The organism is Rhodospirillales bacterium RIFCSPLOWO2_02_FULL_58_16 (assembly GCA_001830425.1).
In the GTDB taxonomy this organism is placed as follows: Bacteria; Pseudomonadota; Alphaproteobacteria; order Rhodospirillales; family 2-02-FULL-58-16; genus 2-02-FULL-58-16.
This window is the reverse complement of sequence record MIAA01000026.1, coordinates 42,977-63,949: the sequence shown is the minus strand read 5'-3', so window position 1 is coordinate 63,949 and position 20,973 is coordinate 42,977. Positions and strand designations below refer to the sequence as shown.

General features: G+C 59.9%; 23 protein-coding genes and 1 pseudogene. 11 read left to right on the top strand and 13 right to left on the bottom strand.

From position 1 onward, the window contains the following. Positions 1 to 41: 41 nt before the first annotated feature. Both A3H92_04520 and A3H92_04515 read right to left on the bottom strand, forming a co-directional pair. A complete protein-coding gene (locus A3H92_04520) occupies positions 42 to 1,895 on the bottom strand; it encodes a dihydroxy-acid dehydratase (GenBank protein OHC74946.1) in 1,854 nt (617 codons plus the stop codon). Between the two features lie 7 nt (positions 1,896 to 1,902). After that, on the bottom strand, positions 1,903 to 2,412 hold the full coding sequence (locus tag A3H92_04515; GenBank protein OHC74945.1) for a hypothetical protein: 510 nt from the start codon (positions 2,410 to 2,412) through the stop codon (positions 1,903 to 1,905). Between the two features lie 138 nt (positions 2,413 to 2,550). Here A3H92_04515 and A3H92_04510 point away from each other — a divergent pair, with 138 nt between their 5' ends. Further along, positions 2,551 to 2,871 (top strand): hypothetical protein, encoded by a 321-nt coding sequence (locus A3H92_04510; protein OHC74944.1) that lies wholly within the window; start codon positions 2,551 to 2,553, stop codon positions 2,869 to 2,871. Here the strand turns inward: A3H92_04510 and A3H92_04505 are convergent. From A3H92_04505 to A3H92_04495, 3 genes and pseudogenes are all read right to left on the bottom strand, one after another. Then, positions 2,868 to 4,052, bottom strand: coding sequence for an acyl-CoA dehydrogenase (locus A3H92_04505; GenBank protein OHC74943.1), 1,185 nt, complete (start codon positions 4,050 to 4,052; stop codon positions 2,868 to 2,870). The genes A3H92_04510 and A3H92_04505 overlap by 4 nt on opposite strands. Before the next feature lie 236 nt (positions 4,053 to 4,288). Beyond that, a pseudogene (locus A3H92_04500) lies at positions 4,289 to 5,035 on the bottom strand (hypothetical protein). Between the two features lie 947 nt (positions 5,036 to 5,982). Beyond that, positions 5,983 to 6,297, bottom strand: a complete 315-nt coding sequence (locus tag A3H92_04495) for a hypothetical protein (protein ID OHC74942.1) — start codon at positions 6,295 to 6,297, stop codon at positions 5,983 to 5,985. A gap of 201 nt (positions 6,298 to 6,498) precedes the next feature. Here A3H92_04495 and A3H92_04490 point away from each other — a divergent pair, with 201 nt between their 5' ends. Further along, a complete protein-coding gene (locus A3H92_04490) occupies positions 6,499 to 7,167 on the top strand; it encodes a phospholipase (GenBank protein OHC74941.1) in 669 nt (222 codons plus the stop codon). On the opposite strand, the gene A3H92_04485 is transcribed toward A3H92_04490, so the two are convergent. The 4 genes from A3H92_04485 to A3H92_04470 are packed head-to-tail and all read right to left on the bottom strand — an operon-like array spanning position 7,164 to position 10,862. Next, positions 7,164 to 8,318 (bottom strand): mannose-1-phosphate guanyltransferase, encoded by a 1,155-nt coding sequence (locus tag A3H92_04485; GenBank protein OHC74940.1) that lies wholly within the window; start codon positions 8,316 to 8,318, stop codon positions 7,164 to 7,166. The genes A3H92_04490 and A3H92_04485 overlap by 4 nt on opposite strands. Continuing rightward, complete coding sequence (locus A3H92_04480; protein OHC74939.1) at positions 8,315 to 9,268, bottom strand: multidrug ABC transporter ATP-binding protein; 954 nt, start codon at positions 9,266 to 9,268, stop codon at positions 8,315 to 8,317. The genes A3H92_04485 and A3H92_04480 overlap by 4 nt, the downstream gene beginning before the upstream one ends. Then, a complete protein-coding gene (locus A3H92_04475; protein ID OHC74938.1) occupies positions 9,265 to 10,224 on the bottom strand; it encodes a hypothetical protein in 960 nt (319 codons plus the stop codon). Before A3H92_04475 ends, A3H92_04480 begins: the two co-directional genes overlap by 4 nt. Further along, a complete protein-coding gene (locus tag A3H92_04470) occupies positions 10,221 to 10,862 on the bottom strand; it encodes a hypothetical protein (GenBank protein OHC74937.1) in 642 nt (213 codons plus the stop codon). Before A3H92_04470 ends, A3H92_04475 begins: the two co-directional genes overlap by 4 nt. A 153-nt stretch (positions 10,863 to 11,015) precedes the next feature. Between A3H92_04470 and A3H92_04465 the strand changes: the two genes are divergently transcribed. Together A3H92_04465 and A3H92_04460 are read left to right on the top strand one after the other, a co-directional pair. Further along, positions 11,016 to 11,573, top strand: coding sequence for an MFS transporter (locus A3H92_04465; GenBank protein ID OHC74987.1), 558 nt, complete (start codon positions 11,016 to 11,018; stop codon positions 11,571 to 11,573). Between the two features lie 142 nt (positions 11,574 to 11,715). Continuing rightward, the gene (locus A3H92_04460) at positions 11,716 to 12,330 is read left to right on the top strand and encodes a 30S ribosomal protein S4 (GenBank protein OHC74936.1); all 615 of its coding nucleotides are present in this window, start codon (positions 11,716 to 11,718) and stop codon (positions 12,328 to 12,330) included. A gap of 210 nt (positions 12,331 to 12,540) precedes the next feature. Here A3H92_04460 and A3H92_04455 read toward each other — a convergent pair whose 3' ends face one another. The 3 genes from A3H92_04455 to A3H92_04445 are packed head-to-tail and all read right to left on the bottom strand — an operon-like array spanning position 12,541 to position 14,898. Next, positions 12,541 to 13,230 carry a hypothetical protein gene (locus A3H92_04455; GenBank protein ID OHC74935.1) on the bottom strand — a complete coding sequence of 230 codons (690 nt, stop codon included), beginning with the start codon at positions 13,228 to 13,230 and terminating at the stop codon, positions 12,541 to 12,543. Between the two features lie 4 nt (positions 13,231 to 13,234). Then, complete coding sequence (locus A3H92_04450; protein ID OHC74986.1) at positions 13,235 to 14,047, bottom strand: type I methionyl aminopeptidase; 813 nt, start codon at positions 14,045 to 14,047, stop codon at positions 13,235 to 13,237. A gap of 32 nt (positions 14,048 to 14,079) precedes the next feature. Next, positions 14,080 to 14,898 (bottom strand): SAM-dependent methyltransferase, encoded by an 819-nt coding sequence (locus A3H92_04445; protein ID OHC74985.1) that lies wholly within the window; start codon positions 14,896 to 14,898, stop codon positions 14,080 to 14,082. Positions 14,899 to 14,952: 54 nt separating this feature from the next. Here A3H92_04445 and A3H92_04440 point away from each other — a divergent pair, with 54 nt between their 5' ends. The 4 genes from A3H92_04440 to A3H92_04425 all read left to right on the top strand — a co-directional run bounded on the left by A3H92_04440 (position 14,953) and on the right by A3H92_04425 (position 17,343). Further along, complete coding sequence (locus A3H92_04440; GenBank protein OHC74934.1) at positions 14,953 to 15,699, top strand: amidophosphoribosyltransferase; 747 nt, start codon at positions 14,953 to 14,955, stop codon at positions 15,697 to 15,699. An 18-nt stretch (positions 15,700 to 15,717) separates the two neighbouring features. After that, on the top strand, positions 15,718 to 15,981 hold the full coding sequence (locus A3H92_04435; GenBank protein OHC74933.1) for a glutaredoxin 3: 264 nt from the start codon (positions 15,718 to 15,720) through the stop codon (positions 15,979 to 15,981). A gap of 9 nt (positions 15,982 to 15,990) precedes the next feature. Continuing rightward, entirely contained in the window at positions 15,991 to 16,809 is an 819-nt protein-coding gene (locus A3H92_04430; protein ID OHC74932.1) for an amidohydrolase, read from the top strand. Positions 16,810 to 16,914: 105 nt separating this feature from the next. After that, a complete protein-coding gene (locus tag A3H92_04425; GenBank protein ID OHC74931.1) occupies positions 16,915 to 17,343 on the top strand; it encodes a hypothetical protein in 429 nt (142 codons plus the stop codon). Positions 17,344 to 17,650: 307 nt separating this feature from the next. Here A3H92_04425 and A3H92_04420 read toward each other — a convergent pair whose 3' ends face one another. After that, entirely contained in the window at positions 17,651 to 19,168 is a 1,518-nt protein-coding gene (locus A3H92_04420; protein ID OHC74930.1) for a hypothetical protein, read from the bottom strand. Between the two features lie 240 nt (positions 19,169 to 19,408). Between A3H92_04420 and A3H92_04415 the strand changes: the two genes are divergently transcribed. The 3 genes from A3H92_04415 (at position 19,409) to A3H92_04405 (ending at position 20,955) form a co-directional block, all read left to right on the top strand. Then, complete coding sequence (locus A3H92_04415; protein ID OHC74929.1) at positions 19,409 to 20,302, top strand: hypothetical protein; 894 nt, start codon at positions 19,409 to 19,411, stop codon at positions 20,300 to 20,302. Positions 20,303 to 20,324: 22 nt separating this feature from the next. Further along, positions 20,325 to 20,606 (top strand): hypothetical protein, encoded by a 282-nt coding sequence (locus A3H92_04410; GenBank protein ID OHC74928.1) that lies wholly within the window; start codon positions 20,325 to 20,327, stop codon positions 20,604 to 20,606. A gap of 97 nt (positions 20,607 to 20,703) precedes the next feature. Next, entirely contained in the window at positions 20,704 to 20,955 is a 252-nt protein-coding gene (locus A3H92_04405; GenBank protein ID OHC74927.1) for a hypothetical protein, read from the top strand. The last annotated feature ends 18 nt before the right edge of the window (positions 20,956 to 20,973 follow it).

The following is a 20,973-nucleotide window of genomic DNA, read 5'->3' as shown; positions in this document are numbered from 1 at the left end:
ATCAAGGGCCACCTCCCCCGTAAGGAGGGGCCGGGGGAGGTTTATCGCGCCGTCTCGATTTGCGAGACGTCCCTGACGGCGCCCTTGTCGGCGCTGGTGGTCATGGCGGCGTAGGCGCGTAGCGCCGATGAGACCTGACGGTTGCGGCCCTCTGCTTTCCAGGCGGAGATTCCCTTGTTCTCCATTTCCCGGCGGCGCCTGTCCAGCTCGGCTTGAGCGAGGGCGACGTTGATCGAACGGCCCGGAATGTCGATCTCTATCCTGTCGCCGGTTTCGATCAGGCCGATGGCGCCTCCGGCGGCGGCTTCCGGCGATACATGGCCGACGGCCAGGCCGGAAGTGCCTCCCGAAAAACGGCCGTCGGTAACCAGGGCGCAGACTTTGCCGAGGCCCATGGATTTCAGATAGCTGGTCGGATAAAGCATCTCCTGCATGCCGGGACCGCCCTTGGGGCCTTCGTAGCGAACGATGACCACGTCGCCTTTTTTGACGCCGCCGCCGAGTATCATGCTGACCGCTTGTTCCTGACTTTCGCAGATGACGGCGGGGCCGGAGAACTTGAGGTTGCCGGCGTCCACCCCCGCCGTTTTGACGATGCAGCCGTCCTCGGCGATGTTGCCGTAAAGCACGGCGAGGCCGCCGTCGACGCTGTAGGCGTGGCCGACATTGCGGATACACCCTTGTTCCCGGTCAAGGTCGAGGTCGGGATAACGTTTTTCCTGGCTGAAGGCTTGTTGGGTCGGCTTGCCGCCGGCGGCGGCGCGGTAAAATCGACGTACGCTTTCTTCCCGGCAGCGGCCCACGTCCCAGGCGTTTAGAGCCTCGGCGATGGTCGGCGCGTAAACGGTGGGAACGTCGCGGTGGATCAGGCCGGCCCGGTCCAACTCGCCGAGGATAGCCATGATGCCGCCGGCGCGATGCACGTCCTCCAGATGGTAGTGGGAACTGGGGGCCACCTTGCACAGATTGGGCGTCTTCCTCGACAGGCGATCCATGTCGGCCATGGTGAAATCGACATTCCCCTCATTGGCGATGGCCAGCAGGTGCAGCACCGTGTTGGTGGAGCCGCCCATGGCGATATCGACGGTCATGGCGTTCTCGAAGGCCTTGAACGAGGCGACGGAGCGCGGCAGCGCCGAGTCATCGCCGCCGTCATAGTAGCGTCTGGCGATGTCAACGACGGTATGGCCGGCCTTGACAAACAGTTCGCGCCGGTCGGCATGGGTGGCCAGCAGGGTGCCGTTGCCGGGCAAGGCCATGCCGATGGCTTCGGCCAGACAGTTCATCGAGTTGGCGGTGAACATGCCGGAGCATGATCCGCAGGTGGGACAGGCGGAGCGTTCATACTCCAGCGCCGATTTATCGTCGGCGTCAGGGTCGGCGCCCCGGACCATGGCGTCGATCAGGTCAATCGGGGTTTCCTTGCCGTTTATGGTTATCTTGCCGGCCTCCATGGGACCGCCCGAGACCATCACCGTCGGAATATTGAGGCGCATCGCCGCCATCAACATGCCAGGCGTGATCTTGTCGCAATTGGTGATGCAAACCATGGCGTCGGCGCAATGGCCGTTGACCATGTATTCCACCGAATCGGCGATCAGGTCGCGGGACGGCAACGAATACAACATGCCGCCGTGGCCCATGGCGATGCCGTCGTCGATGGCGATGGTGTTGAACTCCTTGGCGACGCCGCCGGCGAAAGTAATGGCCTCGGCCACCAGTTGCCCCATGTCCTTGAGATGCACATGCCCCGGCACGAACTGGGTAAAGGAATTGACGACGGCGATAATCGGCCTGCCGAAATCACTGTCCTTCATGCCGGTGGCCCGCCACAGGCTGCGTGCGCCGGCCATGTTGCGCCCGTGGGTGGATGTTCTGGAGCGATATTCCGGCATCAGGCGCTCACTTTTCTTTGATATTTTCCCGGCGCTGTTCGATCTTGTCCCGGCGGTCTTCCATGCGTTCTTGGGTGTTTTCCCGGCGCTGTTCGATCTTGTCCCGGCGGTCGTCCATGCGCTCTTGGACGTTTTCCCGGCGCTGTTCGATCTTGTCTTGGCGGTCGCCCATGCGCTCTTGGACGTTTTCCCGGCGTTGTTCGATCTTGTCTCGACGATCACCCATGCGCTCTTGGACGTTTTCCCGGCGCTGTTCGATTTTATCTTGGCGGTTGCCCGCACGCCCTTCGGCCTTATCTTGGCGGTTGCCCGCACGCCCTTTGACGTTGTCTTTGCGGCCCTCAGGACGTTTTTGCGCTAATTGCAGTCGATTATCATGGGTATCTTGTCGCGCTTCCTGTTGATTCGACGGGTATGCAGCGGCAATTCCTTGAAAGGAAAAGAAAATAGCAAAAACAGCTATCAACATTGATGTTATTTTCATGGCGGCTTCCTTTGGTTTTGAATCGGCCTTCATACTTACCTCTTAACACAAAAAAAATAAAGTCCCCCGCGCTGCAATGCGGCGTTGAGTTCCTCGGCTACTTTTATTTCAGGCGGCGAGTTCCCATATTAATCGTACGGAGTGTTTATTTATCGATGAAAGGAGGATGTCATGACTCGGTATAAGAAAGAATTTCTGTCCGTTCTGACCCTCGTGCTGTCGGCGTTGCCGACGGTTGCGTCGGCGCAAGTTCAGGTGTTGATGGATTGCGGCGACCGCAACAAGGGCATAGCGGAACTGAAGAATAGGTTTGCCGAGGAACCTGTGTCCATGGGGTTGTCTTCCGGCGGCGAGGTGATTGAAGTGTTCAAATCGGATACCGGAACCTTTTCAATCATCATAACGCGGCCCGACGGCGTCAGTTGTCTTTTGCTGTCCGGCGAGAACTGGGAGCAACTGCCGGTGCGGCCCGTCGGCGGCGCTGCTCTCTAGTCCGCCGTGAAGGCCTGAATCCCGGTCTGGGCGCGGCCGAGGATCAAGGCGTGGATGTCGTGAGTGCCCTCGTAGGTGTTGACGCTTTCCAGGTTCATCAGATGGCGGATGACGTGGAAGTGGTCGGCGATGCCGTTGGCGCCGTGCATATCGCGGCTCATGCGGGCGATGTCGAGCGCCTTGCCGCAGGAATTGCGCTTGATCAGTGAAACGGCCTCGGGGGCGCATACGCCGTCATCCAGCATCCGGCCCACCCTCAGACAGGCTTGCAGGCCGATGGCGATTTCCGTCTGCATGTCGGCCAGTTTCTTCTGGATCAACTGGTTGGCGGCCAGCGGTCGGCCGAATTGTTTGCGCTCCATGGTGTAGTTGCGGGCGGCGAGCCAGCACGACTCGGCGGCTCCCAGCGCTCCCCAGGCGATGCCGTAGCGGGCCTTGTTGAGACAGCCGAAAGGTCCGGCCAAGCCCTCGGCGCCGGGCAGGATATGGTCATCGGGCGCGAAGACATCGTTCATGACGATCTCGCCGGTGATCGAGGCGCGCAGCGAAAACTTGCCTTTGATCGTGGGGGTGGTCAGCCCCTTCATGCCGCTCTCCAGAATGAAGCCGCGAATGACGCCGTCAAGTTTGGCCCAGATTATCATCACGTCGGCGATGGGGGCGTTGGTGATCCACATCTTGGCGCCGTTGAGGCGGTAGCCGCCGGCGGTCTTTTCTACCTTGCAGATCATTGATCCGGGGTCTGAGCCGTGGTCCGGCTCGGTCAGGCCGAAGCAGCCCACCCATTCACCGGCGGCCAGCCTGGGCAGATATTTCAGGCGTTGTTCCTCGGTTCCGTAGGCATAGATCGGATGCATGACCAGCGACGACTGGACGCTCATCGCCGAGCGATAGCTGGAATCGACGGCCTCGATCTCACGCGCCGCCAGCCCGTAGCACACATGATTGACCCCGGCGCCGCCGTATTTTTCGGGCAGGGTCGCGCCGAGAAGTCCCAGCCCGCCCATCTCGGTCATGATCGCCCGATCAAAACGCTCGTCGCGGTTATCCTGAACGATGCGCGGCATCAGCCTGGAGCGGGCGTAGTTGCGGGCGGCGTCGCGCACCAGCCGTTCCTCTTCCCGCAACTGGGTCTCCAGCAGGAACGGATCGTCCCATGAGAAAGGCGCAACCGAGGTCATCTAAGTCATTCTCCGGCGTCGGCGCGGATATTGAGCCACAAATTTCCCAATGGGTAGTTCTCTACGCTTTAGATTGTAAAACGGCTCCCGAATTTCCAACGCATTGACTGACGGAAATGCCGTTTTATTAACCACAGAGGCACAGAGGAAGATAGAGAAGAAAAAAGAAAAAGCAGAAGAAAAACTTCTCCTGATCTTCTCTGCGCCTCTGTGTCTCTGCGGTCAATCCGATCTATTCACGGTCCAGGCGTTGAACTATAAGGCTTCGCCTCCCACTCCCGCGCCAGCTTTTGCGCCTCGGCTATCTGGGCCGGGGTCATGAGTTCGGCGACCTTATCGCGGTTTTCGACGGCAACTTCATTCCCCTGAGTAGCCGCAAGGTTGAACCACATATGGGCCATGATATAATCCTGCGTTACGCCCCGGCCCTCATTGTACATATCCCCGAGGGTGATCTGGGCGAAGGCGTCGCCCTGGTCGGCGGCCAAGCTATACCACTTCACAGCTTCCTTGTGGTCCCGCGTCACGCCTCGGCCCTCGGTGTACATATCCCCGAGGGTGATCTGGGCGAAGGCGTCGCCCTGGTCGGCGGCCAAGCGAAACCACTTCGCCGCTTCCTTGTGGTCCTGCGTCACGCCTCGGCCCTTGTCGTACATACACCCGAGGTCGAACTGGTCGTAGGTGTCGCTCTGATCGGTGATCAGGCGAAACCACTTCATCGCTTCCTTGTGGTCCCGCGCCACGCCCCGGCCCTCGGCATACATACGCCCGAGGGTCTTCTGGGCGGAGGCGTTACCCTAGTCGGCGGCCAAGCGAAACCACTTCACCGCTTCCTTGTAGTCCTGCGTCACGCACCGGCCCTCGGCGTACATATCCCCGAGGTCGAACTGGGCGGCGGCGGCATCGCCCTGGTCGGTGATCAAGCGAAACCACTTCGCCGCTTCCTTGTGGTCCTGCGTTACGCCCCGGCCCTCGGTGTACATATCCCCGAGCATGAGCTGGGCGGCGGCGTCGCCCTGGTCGGCGGCCAAGCGAAACCACTTCATCGCTTCCTTGTAGTCCTGCGTCACGTCCCGGCCCTCGGCGTACATGACCCCGAGGTCGAACTGGGCATAGGCGTTACCCTGGTCGGCGGCCAAGCGAAACCACTTCATCGCTTCCTTGTAGTCCTGCGTCACGTCCCGGCCCTCGGCGTACATACGCCCGAGGTCGAACTGGGCATAGGCGTTACCCTGGTCGGCGGCCAAGCGGTACCACTTCTCCGCTTCCTTGTGGTCCTGCGTCACGCCTCGGCCCTCGGCGTATATATCCCTAAGGATGAACTGGGCCGAGGTGTCGCCCTGGTCGGCGGCCAAGCGATACCACTTCACCGCTTCCTTGTAGTCCTGCGTCACGCCCCGGCCCTCGGTGTACATATCCCCGAGGTCGAACTGAGCGGCGGCATCGCCCTGCTCGGCGATCAGGCGAAGCGCTATTTCATAATCCTGCCTATCGTGTTTCATAAATCCTGCCTACCGTATGCGGCAACCCCATCCTCAAAAGGCCCCGCCGCACTTGTCGCCGCACCGCCCACGGCCAGAACCATGCCTATCAGTCCGACTCTCAAAGCGCTACGCATTGGTCGCCCCCTATGACTGGTATGTCGTAATTGCCTTCCACTGTGAGTTTACGCTGACACAAATACAACGTTTCCGTCAAGTTCGGCGCGGATTTACCTTGCCGGACATGCTGTTAAGCGCGTCAGGATTGATGAGAATCACTCAAAGCCACGTTGGGCCGCGCCTCACCGTCATTGCGAGGAGGCGAAGCCGACGAAGCAATCCAGTCCCCGCGTCGCCGCCATATGGATTGCTTCCCGCGTCGCTGACGCTCGCGGTCGCAATGACGGTAATTTGTAACGCAGGTGATCCTGATCAATCCTGACACGCTGTCAGGCCGCATTACGCACAACTTCAAGCACCGCAACGGGATTGCGCTCGATCACCGCCAGCAGCACCCGCGCAGCTCCTTCCGGTTGCCGCCGGCCTTGTTCCCAGTTGCGGACGGTATCAAGGCTGACGCCGAAATTGCGGGCAAAGTCTTTCTGGGTCATGCCCAGCTTCCTGCGCGCCGACTTAACGTCCACCTTCGGTACTTTTACCACATGAGCAATGCCGCGACCGGCATCGCCGCGCACATAAGCCAAGGCGTCCTGAATGCCGCGCAAGATGCTTGCTTCCGTCTTGTTCAGTTTTTTTTCAGTCATCGCTTTCGACCCTTGTAGGCTTGAACGATCAACCACGGCGTGCGGCGCATTTTCACCCATGTCGCAGCATATCACATAAATCTGTCAGGAACCAGCCGAAAATAGTTCAATGGACGACAGTGAGCGTAAACGGCGGTTGGCTTTGGCGCGGCGTGATCATACCATGGAATTCAGCAAAAGACCTCAAGCAGGAGCATCTCAATGACCAAACTGCCCGTTTTGGACGGCCCCGGCCTGGGGCCGGTCGGCGGCGGGGCGCCCGGCAAGCTGGTGATCTTCGTCCACGGCCTCGGCGCCGACGGCAACGATCTGATCGGACTGGCTCCTTACTTTCAGAAGATTTTGCCCGACGCCCTGTTTATCTCTCCTAACGCCCCCTATTCCTTCGACATGGCGCCGACCGGCTATCAGTGGTTTTCGCTCAACGACTTCGGTCCTGAAAACCGCCTCAAGGGAACCCGGTCATCAGCCCCCATTCTCGACGCTTTTATCGACGCCCAGCTTAAAAAATATAATTTAAGCGAGGACAAGTTGGCGCTGATCGGCTTTTCCCAGGGGACAACCATGTCCCTTTACGTCGGCTTGCGCCGCGCCAAGCGGTTGGCCGGCATCCTCGGCTATTCCGGGCTGCTGGTGGGCGGAGAATCGCCGGAGAACGAGATCAAGTCCCGGCCTCCGGTTCTGCTTGTTCACGGCGACAGAGACCAGATTATCCCCGTTCAGGCGTTGGCGGAGGCGGTGGACGGTCTTGCCGCCGTCGGGATAAAGGCGGCGTCTCATGTCTGTCGCGGCCTGGGCCACGGCATCGACGACGAAGGCCTGCGCCTGGGCATGGAATTCATCGCCGAAATCTTCGACATCGCCCTCTAATCCAGAGTCTCGCGGTAGCGCTTCATCGCCAGCACTCCCGCCGCCGCCAGGATGATGAACAAGGCGCCGACTTCCGGGGCGACTTCGGCGACGCCGTTGCCCTTGAGCATGATGCCGCGAACGATGCGCAGGAAGTGGGTAAGCGGCAAGACCTCGCCCAATGTCTGCGCCCAGCCCGGCATGCCGCGATAGGGAAACATGAACCCGGAAAGAAGGATGCTGGGCAGGAAATAGAAGAAACTCATCTGCATGGCTTGAAGCTGGTTCCCGGCGATGGTCGAGAAGGTGAACCCGAACGCCAGATTGGCGGCGATGAAGACGACGATGCACATCGTCAGCAGGAACAGGCTTCCCACCATCGGCACGCCGAAAATGACCTTGGCGGCGAGCAGGATCAAGGCTACCTGGACATAGCCGATGACGATGTAGGGTACAATCTTGCCTATCATCACCTCGATGGGGCGAAGCGGCATGACCAGCAGGTTCTCCATGGTGCCGCGCTCACGTTCCCGCGTCACGGCGATCGAGGTCATCACCGTCATGGTCATGGTGAGCACGACCCCCATCAGGCCGGGGACGATGTTGAACTGCGAGACGCCTTCCTGGTTGTAGCGGCGATGCACTCTCAGTTCGAACGGCGGCGGCCCGGACTTGAGGTCGGCGAGAGCGCCCTTGAGGTCGCGGTCGAGCGCGTTGTGCGCCAGCATCTGCAAGGCGGCAAGCGCATTCGAGGTGGCCGCCGGATCGGTGGCGTCGGCTTCCACCAGCAGCGGCGGGCGGTCGCCACGGGCGACATCGCGGGAGAAGCCGGACGGCACGCTGACCACAAACTGCACCATACCCATGGCCAGCATGCGCTCGGCCTCAGCCTCGCTGTCGGCGGTATCGACTATGCGGAAATAGCTCGAAGCCTGCATGGCGGCGATCAGCGAGCGGTCGAACTGACCGTGATCGGCCGCCAGCACCGCCGTCGGCAGTCCTTTCGGATCGGCATTGATGGCGAAGCCGAACAGCACCAACTGCATCAGCGGGATGCCCATCATCATGGCGAAGGTCATGCGGTCGCGGCGCACCTGGATGAACTCTTTGATTATCATCGCCATCAGGCGTCCGAACGACAGGCGGGGATAGGGGTGCTTGTTCCTGCTCATGACGCCTCCGTGAACTGAAAATTATCGCGTGAGCGCGCCATCAGATAGATGAAGGCGTCTTCAAGGGTGGGATGGTCCTCGCTCCAGGCGAAGTCGCCCTGTTCCCGGAAAGGAGAGAGAGCGGCAAGAAGCGCCTCCCGGTCGGCGCCGCCGACATGGAGCGCCGCGCCGAACGCCGCCACCAGATCAATGCCGGCGATTCCGGCCAGCCGTCCGGCCAGGGCGCGGGCGTCGGACGAGGGCTTTGCCGGCAAGGCGGTGAAGGTGAACAGGCCGGAGCCTTCGATCACCTCGCGGACCGATCCGACGGCGAGCAGGTTGCCGTAAGCGATATAGGCGATGGCGTGGCAACGCTCGGCCTCATCCATGTAGTGGGTGGAAACCAATACAGTCATGCCGTCGGCGGCGAGGGTATGAATTTGCTCCCAGAACTCGCGGCGGGCCTTGGGATCGACGCCGGCGGTGGGTTCATCAAGCAGAAGCAGTCTGGGTTCGTGCAGGATGCAGGCGGCAAGCGCCAGTCTTTGTTTCCACCCCCCCGACAGATGGCCGGCGAGTTGCCGCTGCCGGTCGCCGAGGCCCAGCCGTTCGATAGCCGCCGCCACTTTATGCCGACGGTCGCTGAGGCCGTAAACGCGGGCGATGAAATCGAGGTTCTCGGCAATCGAAAGGTCCTCGTAAAGAGAAAACCGCTGCGTCATGTAGCCGACCTGGCGCTTGATGGCGTGGGCGTCGGCGACGATGTCGAGGCCGAGGCAGGTTCCATGTCCGGAGTCGGGAGTCAACAGTCCGCACAACATGCGGAGGGTGGTGGTCTTGCCCGATCCGTTCGGCCCCAGAAACCCCATGATTTTCCCCGAGGGGATAGTCAGGGTAAGCGCGTCCACGACTTTGGTCCCGTCAAAAGACTTGGTAAGGCTTTCGACGGCGATGGCCGTTCCCCCGTTCATGGATTTGTTGCCGCCTTCGGCAGAGTCAGCGTCACCGGCTGGCCGGGGCGCAGCAGGGCGGCGTCGGCTTGCGGTTTGGCCTCGACCAGAAACACCAGCTTGTCCTTGGCCTCCCGCGAATAGAGGACCGGCGGCGCGAACACGGCTTCCGGCGAAACATACGAGACCGTCGCCGCAAGACCGTCCGCACACCCGGCGCAGGCGACCGCCAGTCGAACGCCGGGAGCGACCCGCGCCACCAGCGGCGGCGAGAGGTAAAAACGCAAAAACACGTTCTCACGCGGCAACAGGCTCACCACGGGCCGGCCGGCCGCTGTTTCCTCGCCCGGACGAAACAGCACGTCCTCGACGCGGGCGGCGCCGGGAGCGCGGGCGGTGCGTTCGGCCAGCCGCCATTCGAATTGTGCGACGGCGGCGCGGGCGGCATCGACGGCGGCTTCGGCGGCGGCGACGGCGCTGCTGCGGGCGGCTCGGCGGGCAAGGGCGAGTTCGGCGGTAAGTTCGGTCACCCGGCTGCGGTCGCGCTCGACGGCGGCGCGGGATTCGTCAAGACGAGCCTCGGCGGAAGCGGCTGACCCGACAAGGTTCTGCTGTCTTTTAAGCTGCGCTGCGGACAGCCGTAGACCGGCCTCGGCCTGGGCGATCCGCGCCTCGATGGCGCTGATTTCTTCGACACGCTTGCCGGTGAGGAGATCGTCGCGCTGGTGACGAGCCTGTTCCAGACGGGCGCGGGCCTCGGCCAGCGCCGCCTCTTCGGCGACGGCGTCAAGGGAGAACAACACCTGTCCCGGCTGCACCTCGGCGCCGCGCTCTACCGCTACCGAGACCACGCGACCCGGCGCCGGCAAGCCGATCATGAGGTATTCGCCCTCGACATAACCTTGCACGGAAGCATCGTCATCGCCGCAACCGGCGAGAAGCGGGACAAGCGCAAGCAGCGGCAACAGCCGCATCATGGCGCTTTTCCCCCGATGCCGTCGATCATCACCCGGATTGCTTCCTCGGCGAAGGTCTCCGGGTCGAGACGACGGCCCACCGCCGCGCCCAGGGTGTTGTTCCATAGCGCCAGCATCAATATCGGGGCCAGCAGCACCTTGGCGGCCTCGGCCCTGGGGGTCGGAGCGATTTCGCCCGCCGCCGCCGCTTGCTCAAGCACCCGCAACATCAAGCCGGCGGCGCGGTCCACCACCTCGGTGACATAGAATTGCGCAAGGTCGGGAAAGTTAGTCGCCTCGGCGATCACCATCTTCGGCACCATGCCGACGCGGGTGCCGCCCATCACCGCCGCCGCCGTGCGGATCAAACGGCGCAGAAGTTCCAGATTGTCGCCCTGATGGTCCGCCGCCATGCGTTCGAAGCGGTCGAGGTTAGGCGCCATTGTCCGACGCACCACTTCCTTGAACAGGTCTTCCTTGGATTGAAAGTAGAGGTAGATGGCGCCCTTCGACACTCCGGCCCGCGCCGCAATGTCGTCCAGACGGGCGGCGGCAAACCCCTTCTCGAAGAATACCGACAACGCCGCTTCGATAACCTCGTCCGACCGCGCCTCCTTGCGCCGCCGCCGCGAGGGGGGCGTTGTTGCGGATGATGCCATGGCCTCACCTATATATTGACTGACCGGTCAGTCAATATATATAAACCGGCGCTCCGGATCAAGCATGGAATGACGGGCAAGATAGATGTTTGAAAAAAATATCCGGCTTGCTGTATGCTCTGCGTCAGTGGGAGGAGGAAGAAGCCGATGTCGATGGCGTGTTCCAATTTTCCGGCTCTGGTTCTCAACGCCGACTTCAGGCCGTTGAGCTACTTCCCTTTGTCATTGTGGTCGTGGCAGGAAACGATCAAGGCGGTTTTTCTCAGCCGCGTCAGCGTGGTGACCGAGTACGACCACAAGGTGCGTTCGCCTAGTCATGAGATGCGGCTGCCCAGCGTCATCGCCCTTAAAGAATATGTTCACATGGCGCAAAGCCCGGCCTTTACCCGGTTTAACGTTTTCCTGCGCGATAACTTTTCCTGTCAGTACTGCCGCCGGGCCTTTCCATCGGAGCACTTGACCTTTGATCATGTGGTCCCCCGCTCGCGGGGCGGTAATACGGCGTGGGATAACGTGGTCGCCGCCTGCTCGCCGTGTAATCTGCGAAAGAGCAACCGGATGCCGGGGGATGCCGGGCTGTTTCCCTTCCGCAGTCCCCGGATGCCGACTAATTTTGAACTACGGGAAAACGGACGCTCTTTTCCTCCCAATCACCTGCACCATAGCTGGCGCGATTTCCTGTACTGGGATGCGGAACTGGAATCTCCCTGATTGTGCGGCGGATGAAGGTTTGACTTCACGCCGTTGATGCGTATACTCCCCCGCCTTATTCCCGAGAAAGTGGGTTTAACCGCCCCGTCCGTCAAGGGCCTATCGGGACAAAAAATAAACAGATAAAAAAAGAGATGAAGACATGTCAAAACGCATAGCGTCCAAGTACAAGATAAACCGCCGCCTCGGAGAAAATCTCTGGGGCCGTCCCAAAAGTCCGGTCAACGTCCGTGACTACCGCCCCGGCGAACACGGCCAACGCCGCCGCAAGGAATCCGATTACGGATTGCAGATGTCGGCCAAGCAGAAGCTCAAGGGCTATTACGGAAATATCAGCGAGAAGCAGTTTCGCCGCTATTACGCCGAGGCCGTCCGCCGTCGCGGCGACACGTCGGAGAACCTCATCGGCATTCTTGAGCGTCGTCTTGACGCAGTCATATATCGCATGAAGTTCGTCCCCACCGTTTTTGCGGCGCGCCAGTTCGTAAATCACGGTCATATCAAGGTCAACGGCAAGAAGATCAACATTGCGTCCTATCTGATTCAGGTGGGCGATGTCATCGAGGTCAAGGAGAAGTCCCGCGAAATTCCCCTGGTGCTTGACGCCGTTGAGTCGGCTGAACGCGACATCCCGGATTATGTGAGCGTGGATGTCAAGAAAAGACAGGGCACGTTCGTGCGCGTTCCGACGCTGGCGGAAGTGCCGTACCCGGTGGTCATGGAACCGAATCTGGTTACCGAATACTATTCGCGTTAACGCCCGGCGCGTTTACTGAAGGAAGCACTGTTTTTTGGACCACAGAGGCACAGAGACACAGAGGAGGGTAGAGAGAAAAAAGAAAAAGCAGGAAGAAAACTTCACTTAATCTTCTCTGCGCCTCTGCGCCTCTGTGGTGGTCAAAACACAGGGGTTCATATGTGGTTTCATTAAAAAGGCAAGACCGACCCAATATAAAGGACGCATGTCCTAAAGCAGGCCCTTGCTCTTGAACGAGTAAGCGCCGCCTTTGGCGATGATGACGTGGTCGTGCAGGGTGATTCCCAGCTTTTCGCCGGCTTCCTTGACCTTTTTGGTCATCTCGATGTCGGCCTTGGAGGGGATCGGATCGCCGCTGGGATGGTTGTGAATCATGATCAGGGCGACGGCCCCCAACTCAAGCGCCCGCTTTACCACCTCGCGGGGATAGACGGGAGTGTGATCGACGGTTCCTTCCTGTTGAACCTCATCGGCGATGATCATGTTCCTGGCGTTAAGATAAAGAATCTGGAATTGTTCGGTTTTGTTGTGGGCCAGATTGGCGTAGCAGTAGTCCATCAGGGCCTGCCAGTTGCTTAACACCGGCTTTTGCGCCGATTCACGACGCATCAGGCGCAAGGCGGCGGCGCGAACCGTTTTGAGGGCGATGACGGCGACCTCTCCCATGCCGTCCACTTTCGCCAACGCCGCCGGTTCGGCGTTGATGACGCCGGCGAAGGTTCCGAATTTGTCGATCAGGGCCTTGGCCAGCGGCTTCACGTCGCGGCGGGGTATGGCTGAAAAAAGCAGAAGTTCAAGCAACTCGTAATCGGGCAGCGCCTCGGCCCCGCCCTTGATGAATCGTTCACGCAGGCGTTCACGATGGCCGGCATAATGAGACTTGCCGGGGTCGTCGTCCATCGCCTCAAGCGCCGTATGGAGGTTGGTGGAGGTTCGCCGGAGAAAGCGTAAAAACTTCGCAGCCGTCGGCGGTGACGCCGATGGAGTGTTCGAACTGCGCCGAAAGCGAACGGTCCTTGGTTACCGCCGTCCAGCCGTCGTTCAGCAATTTCACCTCGTATCGCCCCAGGTTGATCATCGGCTCGATAGTGAAGAACATGCCCTCGCGCAGGATGACGCCTTTACCGGGATTGCCGTAATGCATGATGTTGGGAGGCTCGTGGAAAACGCGCCCCAGGCCGTGGCCGCAGAAATCCCGCACCACCGAGAAACGGCGGGGTTCGACATGGCTTTGTATGGCGTGTCCGATATCGCCGACGGCGGCGCCCGGCCTGACCGCCCTGATGCCCTCCCACATAGCCTCAAAGGTGACATCCACCAGTCGCCGCGCCTTAACCCCGACTTTGCCGACGAAGAACATGCGGCTGGTATCGCCGTGCCAACCGTCAAGAATCGTCGTGACGTCGATGTTGACGATGTCGCCGTTTCTCAGCGTCCGGGCGCCGGGGATGCCGTGACAGACAACATGGTTGATCGAGGTGCAGATGGATTTCGGGAATCCCCGGTAGTTCAAGGGGGCCGGGACCGCATTATGGGAAACGATAAAATCATGAGCGAGACGGTCAAGTTCTTCCGTCTTAACCCCCGGCGTTACATAAGGGATAAGGTAGTCCAGGGTTTCGGCGGCCAGCCTTCCGGCCCTGCGCATGCCCTCGAAGTTTTCGGGAGTGTGGATGGCGATATGCCGCTCTTCAGCGGTTATGTGATCGGCGCTCATGTCATTCATCGGCGGATAATAGCGATTATTTGCTAACGGTTCAATTTTTGCTGTGACGGGGTCGGCGCCCAGGCGGTGAGGGTGATGATCTCGAAGGTGGCCGGGACGCGCCCGTCCCTGTCGCCGAACATCTCGCGGTAGCGCTTCGCCGCCTCGATCAGGGTTGCGCGCCTGGACAAGGTCTTGCGGCGCTCGATAACCGCATTGCCTTCGCCCATGGCGCGAAGGTCGGCCATCAGCTTCAAGGGGTCTGAATAGTAAACTGTGACGGCGTCCGAATCCGCCACCGGCAGGGCGAAGCCGGCGCGGCGCAGAAGGTCGCCGGCGTCTTTCACCTCGGCAAACGGGGAAATGCGCGGACTTAATCCCCCCTCTACATAAATCTCGGCCTCGGCCAGAGCCTGGCGCAACTCCTTCAATGTTCTCCCGCCGAGCATGGAGGCCAGGAACAGGCCGTCCGGCTTGAGTATGCGCCGCGTCTGAATGAGGGCGCCGGGCAGGTCGTTGACCCAATGCAGGCTGAGGCAACTCATGATCAGATCGAATGTTCCCTCGGCAAAGGGCAGGAACTCCTCATCGGCGGCGAGGCAAGGTGGAGCGGCCAAACGCGCCATTTCCGGGGACAGGTCGCAGTGGACCAGGGTTTCTATGCCGCCCCGTCCCCGCAAACAACGCCCCAGCCGGCCGTCGTGGCATCCGAGGTCAAGAGCCTTCGGAAACCGCCGCCTGATGTCGTCAAGCCTGTCGGCGAGGCGGTCGCCGGCTTCGTTTAAAAGGAAATCGCAGTCATTAATGGTCGCCGCCGCGCGATTTCTGTGAAGGCGCACCACGGAGCGGTTGAAGACGGACATGGAATCAGACATGGTTACTGTATGCCACAGACTGATTCGTCAATAAACGGCCGATTGACTGAACCGTCCGCCGTCGCCGGTTTTTTCAGGCTGGCGTTAAATACCCTGCTGCCGCCTCAATGCATGGGCTGCGGCGTCATCGTCGATGGAGCGGGCGCCCTGTGTCCGCCGTGCTGGGACAAGGCCGATTTCGTCACTCCGCCCCATTGCGCCGTCTGCGGCCTGTCCTTTGAATTTGATCCCGGAGAGGGCGGCTTGTGCGGGGCGTGCGCCCGCGAGCGTCCGGTTTACCGGCGCGCCCGAACGGTGATGGCCTACGGTGAAATCAGCCGCAAGCTGATTATCGCATTCAAGCACGGCGACGGCGTCGAGGCCGTCCCCGCATTCAGCCGGTGGCTGGTTCGCGCCGGAGCGGACTTGATCCTTGACGCCGATCTGGCGGCGCCGGTGCCGCTTCATTGGACGCGGCTTTTTGCCCGGCGCTATAATCAGGCGGCCATGCTGGCCTTGGCGGTCGGGCGGCAAACCGGAATCGCCGTCAGTCCCGACCTGCTTGTGCGGCGTAAAAGAACGCGCTCCCAGGGAGGCCTCGGGCCGGAGGATCGGCGGCGGAACATGAAAGGCGCTTTTGCGGTGCGGCCCTCCATGGTTGACGCAATCAGGGGCCGGAATATTCTGCTTATTGACGACGTGATGACGACGGGAGCCACCGTCTCGGCATGCGCCCGAACGCTTCTTGACGCCGGCGCCGCCGCAGTTGACGTGCTGACGCTGGCTATGGTCATGCGTCCAAGGTATTAATAAACCGGAGAACAAAAAATGGCCCATGTTGAAATATACACTCTGCCCCATTGCCCGTATTGCCATATAGCCAAAGAAATACTGGACAAGAGGGGCGTGCAATATACCGAGATCGACGTGGCGGAAAAGCCCGACATCCGCCGAAAGATGACCGAGAGGGCCGACGGCGCCAAAACGCTTCCCCAGATTTTTATCGATGACAGGCATGTGGGAGGATGTGACGATCTTATCGAACTGAATCTGGGCGGCGAGCTGGATGCCATGCTCGACGGCAAGGGCTGAAAGATCATCATGGCGGCGTCTTTCAAGGTTGCCTGCATCCAGACCAATGCGGCGCGTGAGGTTGCTCCCAACGTCGAGATCGCCGTCGGTATGGCGCGGGCGGCTCACGCCGAGGGCGCGTCCCTGATTCTTCTTCCCGAGAACGCCTCGATGATGGAGCCTGACCGGCGGCTGCTGTCGGCAAAGGCGATGCCCCAGGACGAGGATGCCGCGCTGAAGGCCTTTCGCCGTCTGGCCGGCGAAACAGGCGCCTGGATTTTGATCGGTTCGCTTCCCGTCAAGCTGTCCGGCGACAGGATAGCCAATCGCTCGTTCCTTATCGACGGCCATGGAGACATTGCTGATTACTACGACAAGATTCACCTGTTCGATGTCGATCTGGGCGGCGGCGAGGTCTACCGGGAGTCCGATGAACGCATTCCCGGCGCCCGCGCCGTTGTCGCCGACACCCCCTGGGGCAAGCTTGGGATGTCCATCTGTTATGATCTGCGCTTCCCCCACCTGTACCGGACATTGGCCAAGAGCGGGGCTGATTTTCTGTCCGTTCCCGCCGCTTTTACCCGCACCAGCGGCGAGGCCCACTGGCATGTCCTGTTAAGAGCGCGGGCGATTGAGACCGGCTGTTTCGTTTTCGCCCCCGCCCAATGCGGCGAACATGCCGGGGGGCGAAAGACCTTCGGCCATTCGCTGATTGTCGATCCTTGGGGCGCCGTGCTGGCCGACGGCGGCGCCGAGGTCGGTTTTATCATCGCCGATATCAATCCGGAACTGGCGGGAGAAGCCAAGCGAAAAATACCATCCCTAACTCATGATCGACCGTTTAGTTAATCGCTCCGTATTGTTGTTCATTTTTTAATGATTTTGCGTTACAGTTAACATATTGAGAAAGCGAATTATGATAACCTGGGACAATCGGAATAACGGTCTTTCGCCATGATTCTTTATCAACTCAGTTGCGCCGGAGGCCACCGGTTTGAAGCCTGGTTCAAAAACAGCGAAACCTATGGCGAGCAGTGCGAGTCAGGCTGCATCGAATGTCCGCAATGCGGCGACCAGCATATAAGCAAGGCGCCGATGGCTCCCTATCTGGGCAAGAGCCTCGGAGAAGAAAGATCGACCGAGGCGCGGGCCAGAGAGGTGGCGCAGCAGATACTGAAAGCCGTTGACAGGCTTCGCGTAAGCGTCGAGAAAAACAGCGATTATGTCGGCGACCAATTTGCCGAGGAAGCGCGCCGCATTCATTACGGCGAAGCGGATAAGCGCAGTATTTTCGGCGAGGCGACCGGCGACGAAACTTCCGAGCTGGATGAAGAAGGCATCGAATATTTCCGCCTTCCCTCCGCGCCGCGCAAAAACGATTAGAGCATCGGCCTCAATCATCGACCCATGGTGGCCCCCGCGCTTTCCCCTCCTTACCAAGGAGGGATCAGGGGAGATTGTTGCCGATACCCCTAACGCCCGGCGTGTTGACCGGAAGAAGCACTGTTTTATGAAACACAGAGGCTCAGAGACACAGAGGAGGATAGAGAAAATAAAGAAAAAGCAGGAAGAAAACTTCGCTTAATCTTCTCTGCGCCTCTATGCCTCTGTGTTCAAAGCACACAGACTGATAACTCTCCCTTCTCAAAGGGAGAGAATTTTTTAGAGTCATTCTTTACGGCCATTGATTTCAGACGGGTTTGCCGCTGCCCGGCAAGCCCAGGCTCGGCCATTTGCGGGTAACTTCATTGATGACGTCATCGCTCATGCGGATTTTCCTTCCCCACCGGCGTTTGGTCTCAGGGGGCATCTTGGCGGTGGCGTCAAGGCCGAGCTTGCTGCCCAGTCCGCATTCCGGCGAGGCGAAATCAAGGTAGTCGATGGGCGTGTTCTCGATAACCGTCATGTCCCGCGCCGGATCAATATTGGTTGAAATCGCCCACATGACATCTTTCCAGTCCCTGGCGTTGATGTCGTCATCGACGACGATAACGAATTTCGTATAAATAAACTGGCGAAGATACGACCATACTCCCATCATCACCCGCTTGGCATGGCCCGGATAGGCTTTCTTTATGGAGACCACGGCGATGCGGTAGGAGCATCCCTCCGGCGGCAGCCAGAAATCAACGATCTCGGGGAACTGCTGGACGAGCAGGGGGATGAATACTTCGTTCAGCGCCTCCGCCAGCACCGACGGCTCATCGGGAGGACGGCCGGTGAAGGTGGACAGATAGATGGGGTTCTTGCGCATGGTGACGGCGCTGATGGTGACCACCGGGAAAGGCTCCACCGCGTTATAATACCCGGTGTGATCGCCGTAGGGGCCTTCGTCGGCGGTTTCTTCCAGCGAGACATGGCCTTCGATGACGATTTCCGCTTCAGCGGGAACCTTTAACGGCACTGTTTTGCAATCCGCCAGTTCGACCTTCCTGCCGCGCAGCAAGCCGGCGAACTGGTATTCGGAAAAAGTATCCGGCACCGGCGTGACGGCGGCCAGAATGACGCCAGGATCAGCGCCGATGACGATAGCGATAGGCATTGGTTCGTTGCGCGCCTTCTTCCAGCGCTCGAATTGTTGGGCGCCTCCCCGGTGTCTGAGCCAACGAACAAGGACGGTGTTCGGACCGGTTACCTGCATGCGGTAGACGCCGAGGTTATAGCCGTCACGCTTGTCGCCGCCCTCCTTGTCGGCATCCGGTCCTCTGGTCACCACCAGCGGCCAGGTGATCAGCGGCGCCGGCTCCCCCGGCCAACATGTCTGAACGGGCAGGCGCCCAAGGTCGATGTCGTCGCCGCTCAATACAATCTCCTGGCATGGCGCCGTGGCGACGGTCTTGGGCTTCATCGCCATTACCTGTTTGAACAAAGGCAGCATATCCAGGGCCTCGCGCCAGCCGCCGGGCGGCTCCGGTTGCCGGAGGAAGGCCAGCATCTCGCCTACCTCGCGTAGTTGGCCCACTTCCCGGTTCATTCCCCAGGCCACCCGCTCGACGGTTCCGAACAGGTTGACCAGAACAGGCATGCCGTAAGCGCCGCCGTCTTCGCGCACCACGTTTTCAAAAAGCACTGCCGGGCCGCCTTCGGCCAACAGGCGGGTTTGAATCTCGGTCATCTCAAGAACGGGGGAAACCGGCTCGGTTACGCGCACCAGCCGACCGTCGCGCTCCAGACAGTCGATAAAATCACGCAATGAAGAGTAAGCCATAGCCGTATGTTTAACGGGTTTTCCCGCGTTTGCCCAGCATCCAAGTAATGAATGAAAAATTTTGTATCCGGCACAAGATATTGTGTTAGATATAATTCTGAATACATAGATATGGGATTGCGGATGGTGCTGACTGCGCGCTTGCCGCTACTTTTGGCCGCCGGATGTCTGGTGGCGGCAACACTCCCGGCGCCGTCTTTTGCGGAAGGGACGCCTTCGCGGGGACGGGCGAGGGAGGCTGTGTGTCCGCCGGGGATTTCATACGCTTCCGGCGTTCAGCCGGAGGAGTTTTCCCGCGCCGGCAGGCCGGTCATTTCCAATATCAGCATCGGCGCATACCCCGACAAGACCCGGATTGTTCTTGATGTAAGCGGTAAGTTTGATTTCTCGTACAGCATCAACCGATCAGGCACGATGGTCATAGTCAACCTTCCGCAGGTGAATTGGCAAACGACCCGCTATTCCCGGCATAACCTGGGGGTGGTTCAGGGCTATTTTTTTGATTGGGGCAAGGGGGGCGTCGGCCACCTCGGCATTCCGACGGCGACGGCGGTGCGGATAAAGGCGGCCTTCGGCCTGCCGCCCGACGGGCAACATGGATATCGTATCGTCCTGGACCTTGAGGCCCTTGAGGAACTGCCTGTCGCGGACGACAAGACCGATATGGTGTCAAACGAAAAGGCGGCGCTGACGCGGGACCAATTCGATGAAGCCGATGTCGCGGGATTGCTCACGAAGCGGGACAGGGAGGTCGAAAGCCGGTTGCCGCAAGGGATGTTGCCGCTTTTCGATCCCGATAAGCTGTCTTCTCCCGCCGAAGAGGGGATTGATGAAGTTGCATTTGCTCCACGCCGAGGGGCCGCTTGTCCGGCATTTCCGCATGTTTTATGGTGGGAGAATAATACCCACGAACAAACGATCAATTATGTGAACTCCAGGTACAAAGGCGACTGGAAGGCCTACGGCGCCAAATGGGAGAAGCATCTGGCCAAGGTGGTCGATGTGTTCGTCGAAAGAAAAGAGGCTCACATCGTCAAGGCCGGGGTAACCCTCAAGGGCGGGGACTTCATTGACTACATCGAAAAAATCGAAAAGCGGATAGCCGTTATCAGATGTCTTTCCCGCCATCGGTGACAACAATCTACATGAGGACGTCATGACGCAATTTATAACGGTATTTACGATGGTCTTCCTTGCCGAACTGGGGGACAAGACCCAGCTTGCGACCATGTTGTTCGCGGCAGACCGCAGCCACGGCCCGCTGATGGTGTTTATCGCCGCCGCCGTCGCCTTGTGCCTGTCAACCGCCATTGCGGTATTCGTGGGAAGCGCCGCCGGCCACTATCTGGAGCGGGTTCCGGTCAAGCTGTTCGCCGGCGTCGGTTTCATAATCATCGGAGCATGGACGGTTTTCGATCATTTCCGAAACATGACATAACGCGCTGAGTGGTGACTTTTTCACAGCGTTGCGGATGAAGCGGCTTTCTGCCATTATCCGCGCAGCATGGCGTCGTCAACACAGGTGGAATAATAAAATGGGTTCGTTCAGCATTTGGCACTGGGTGATTGTTCTGGTTGTCGTCCTCGTCCTTTTCGGCGGCGGCGGCAAGATTTCCCGGATCATGGGTGATTTCGGAAAAGGCCTTAAGTCCTTCAAAAAAGGCATGAAGGAAGATGAGGAAGACGTCACGGAACCCCTGCGGGAGCGCAAAAGCCTGGAAGCGGAATCGTCTTCGGCTTCAAAAACCGAATCGGTTGCCGAAAAGGATGGGGCGGCGAAAGGCTGACCGGTTTGGACCTTAGCA

Excerpts from the sequence above, each read along its gene's own strand:
- A3H92_04445 (OHC74985.1), bottom strand. The coding sequence starts at position 14,898 with ATGTCCGTCTTCAACCGCTCCGTGGTGCGCCTTCACAGAAATCGCGCG.
- A3H92_04515 (OHC74945.1), bottom strand. The coding sequence starts at position 2,412 with ATGAAGGCCGATTCAAAACCAAAGGAAGCCGCCATGAAAATAACATCA.
- A3H92_04455 (OHC74935.1), bottom strand. The coding sequence starts at position 13,230 with ATGGACGACGACCCCGGCAAGTCTCATTATGCCGGCCATCGTGAACGC.
- A3H92_04470 (OHC74937.1), bottom strand. The coding sequence starts at position 10,862 with ATGGCATCATCCGCAACAACGCCCCCCTCGCGGCGGCGGCGCAAGGAG.
- A3H92_04505 (OHC74943.1), bottom strand. The coding sequence starts at position 4,052 with ATGACCTCGGTTGCGCCTTTCTCATGGGACGATCCGTTCCTGCTGGAG.
- A3H92_04475 (OHC74938.1), bottom strand. The coding sequence starts at position 10,224 with ATGATGCGGCTGTTGCCGCTGCTTGCGCTTGTCCCGCTTCTCGCCGGT.
- A3H92_04405 (OHC74927.1), top strand. The coding sequence starts at position 20,704 with ATGGGTTCGTTCAGCATTTGGCACTGGGTGATTGTTCTGGTTGTCGTC.
- A3H92_04410 (OHC74928.1), top strand. The coding sequence starts at position 20,325 with ATGACGCAATTTATAACGGTATTTACGATGGTCTTCCTTGCCGAACTG.
- A3H92_04465 (OHC74987.1), top strand. The coding sequence starts at position 11,016 with ATGGCGTGTTCCAATTTTCCGGCTCTGGTTCTCAACGCCGACTTCAGG.
- A3H92_04425 (OHC74931.1), top strand. The coding sequence starts at position 16,915 with ATGATTCTTTATCAACTCAGTTGCGCCGGAGGCCACCGGTTTGAAGCC.
- A3H92_04460 (OHC74936.1), top strand. The coding sequence starts at position 11,716 with ATGTCAAAACGCATAGCGTCCAAGTACAAGATAAACCGCCGCCTCGGA.
- A3H92_04520 (OHC74946.1), bottom strand. The coding sequence starts at position 1,895 with ATGCCGGAATATCGCTCCAGAACATCCACCCACGGGCGCAACATGGCC.
- A3H92_04450 (OHC74986.1), bottom strand. The coding sequence starts at position 14,047 with ATGAGCGCCGATCACATAACCGCTGAAGAGCGGCATATCGCCATCCAC.
- A3H92_04495 (OHC74942.1), bottom strand. The coding sequence starts at position 6,297 with ATGACTGAAAAAAAACTGAACAAGACGGAAGCAAGCATCTTGCGCGGC.
- A3H92_04430 (OHC74932.1), top strand. The coding sequence starts at position 15,991 with ATGGCGGCGTCTTTCAAGGTTGCCTGCATCCAGACCAATGCGGCGCGT.
- A3H92_04490 (OHC74941.1), top strand. The coding sequence starts at position 6,499 with ATGACCAAACTGCCCGTTTTGGACGGCCCCGGCCTGGGGCCGGTCGGC.
- A3H92_04420 (OHC74930.1), bottom strand. The coding sequence starts at position 19,168 with ATGGCTTACTCTTCATTGCGTGATTTTATCGACTGTCTGGAGCGCGAC.
- A3H92_04485 (OHC74940.1), bottom strand. The coding sequence starts at position 8,318 with ATGAGCAGGAACAAGCACCCCTATCCCCGCCTGTCGTTCGGACGCCTG.
- A3H92_04480 (OHC74939.1), bottom strand. The coding sequence starts at position 9,268 with ATGAACGGGGGAACGGCCATCGCCGTCGAAAGCCTTACCAAGTCTTTT.
- A3H92_04435 (OHC74933.1), top strand. The coding sequence starts at position 15,718 with ATGGCCCATGTTGAAATATACACTCTGCCCCATTGCCCGTATTGCCAT.
- A3H92_04510 (OHC74944.1), top strand. The coding sequence starts at position 2,551 with ATGACTCGGTATAAGAAAGAATTTCTGTCCGTTCTGACCCTCGTGCTG.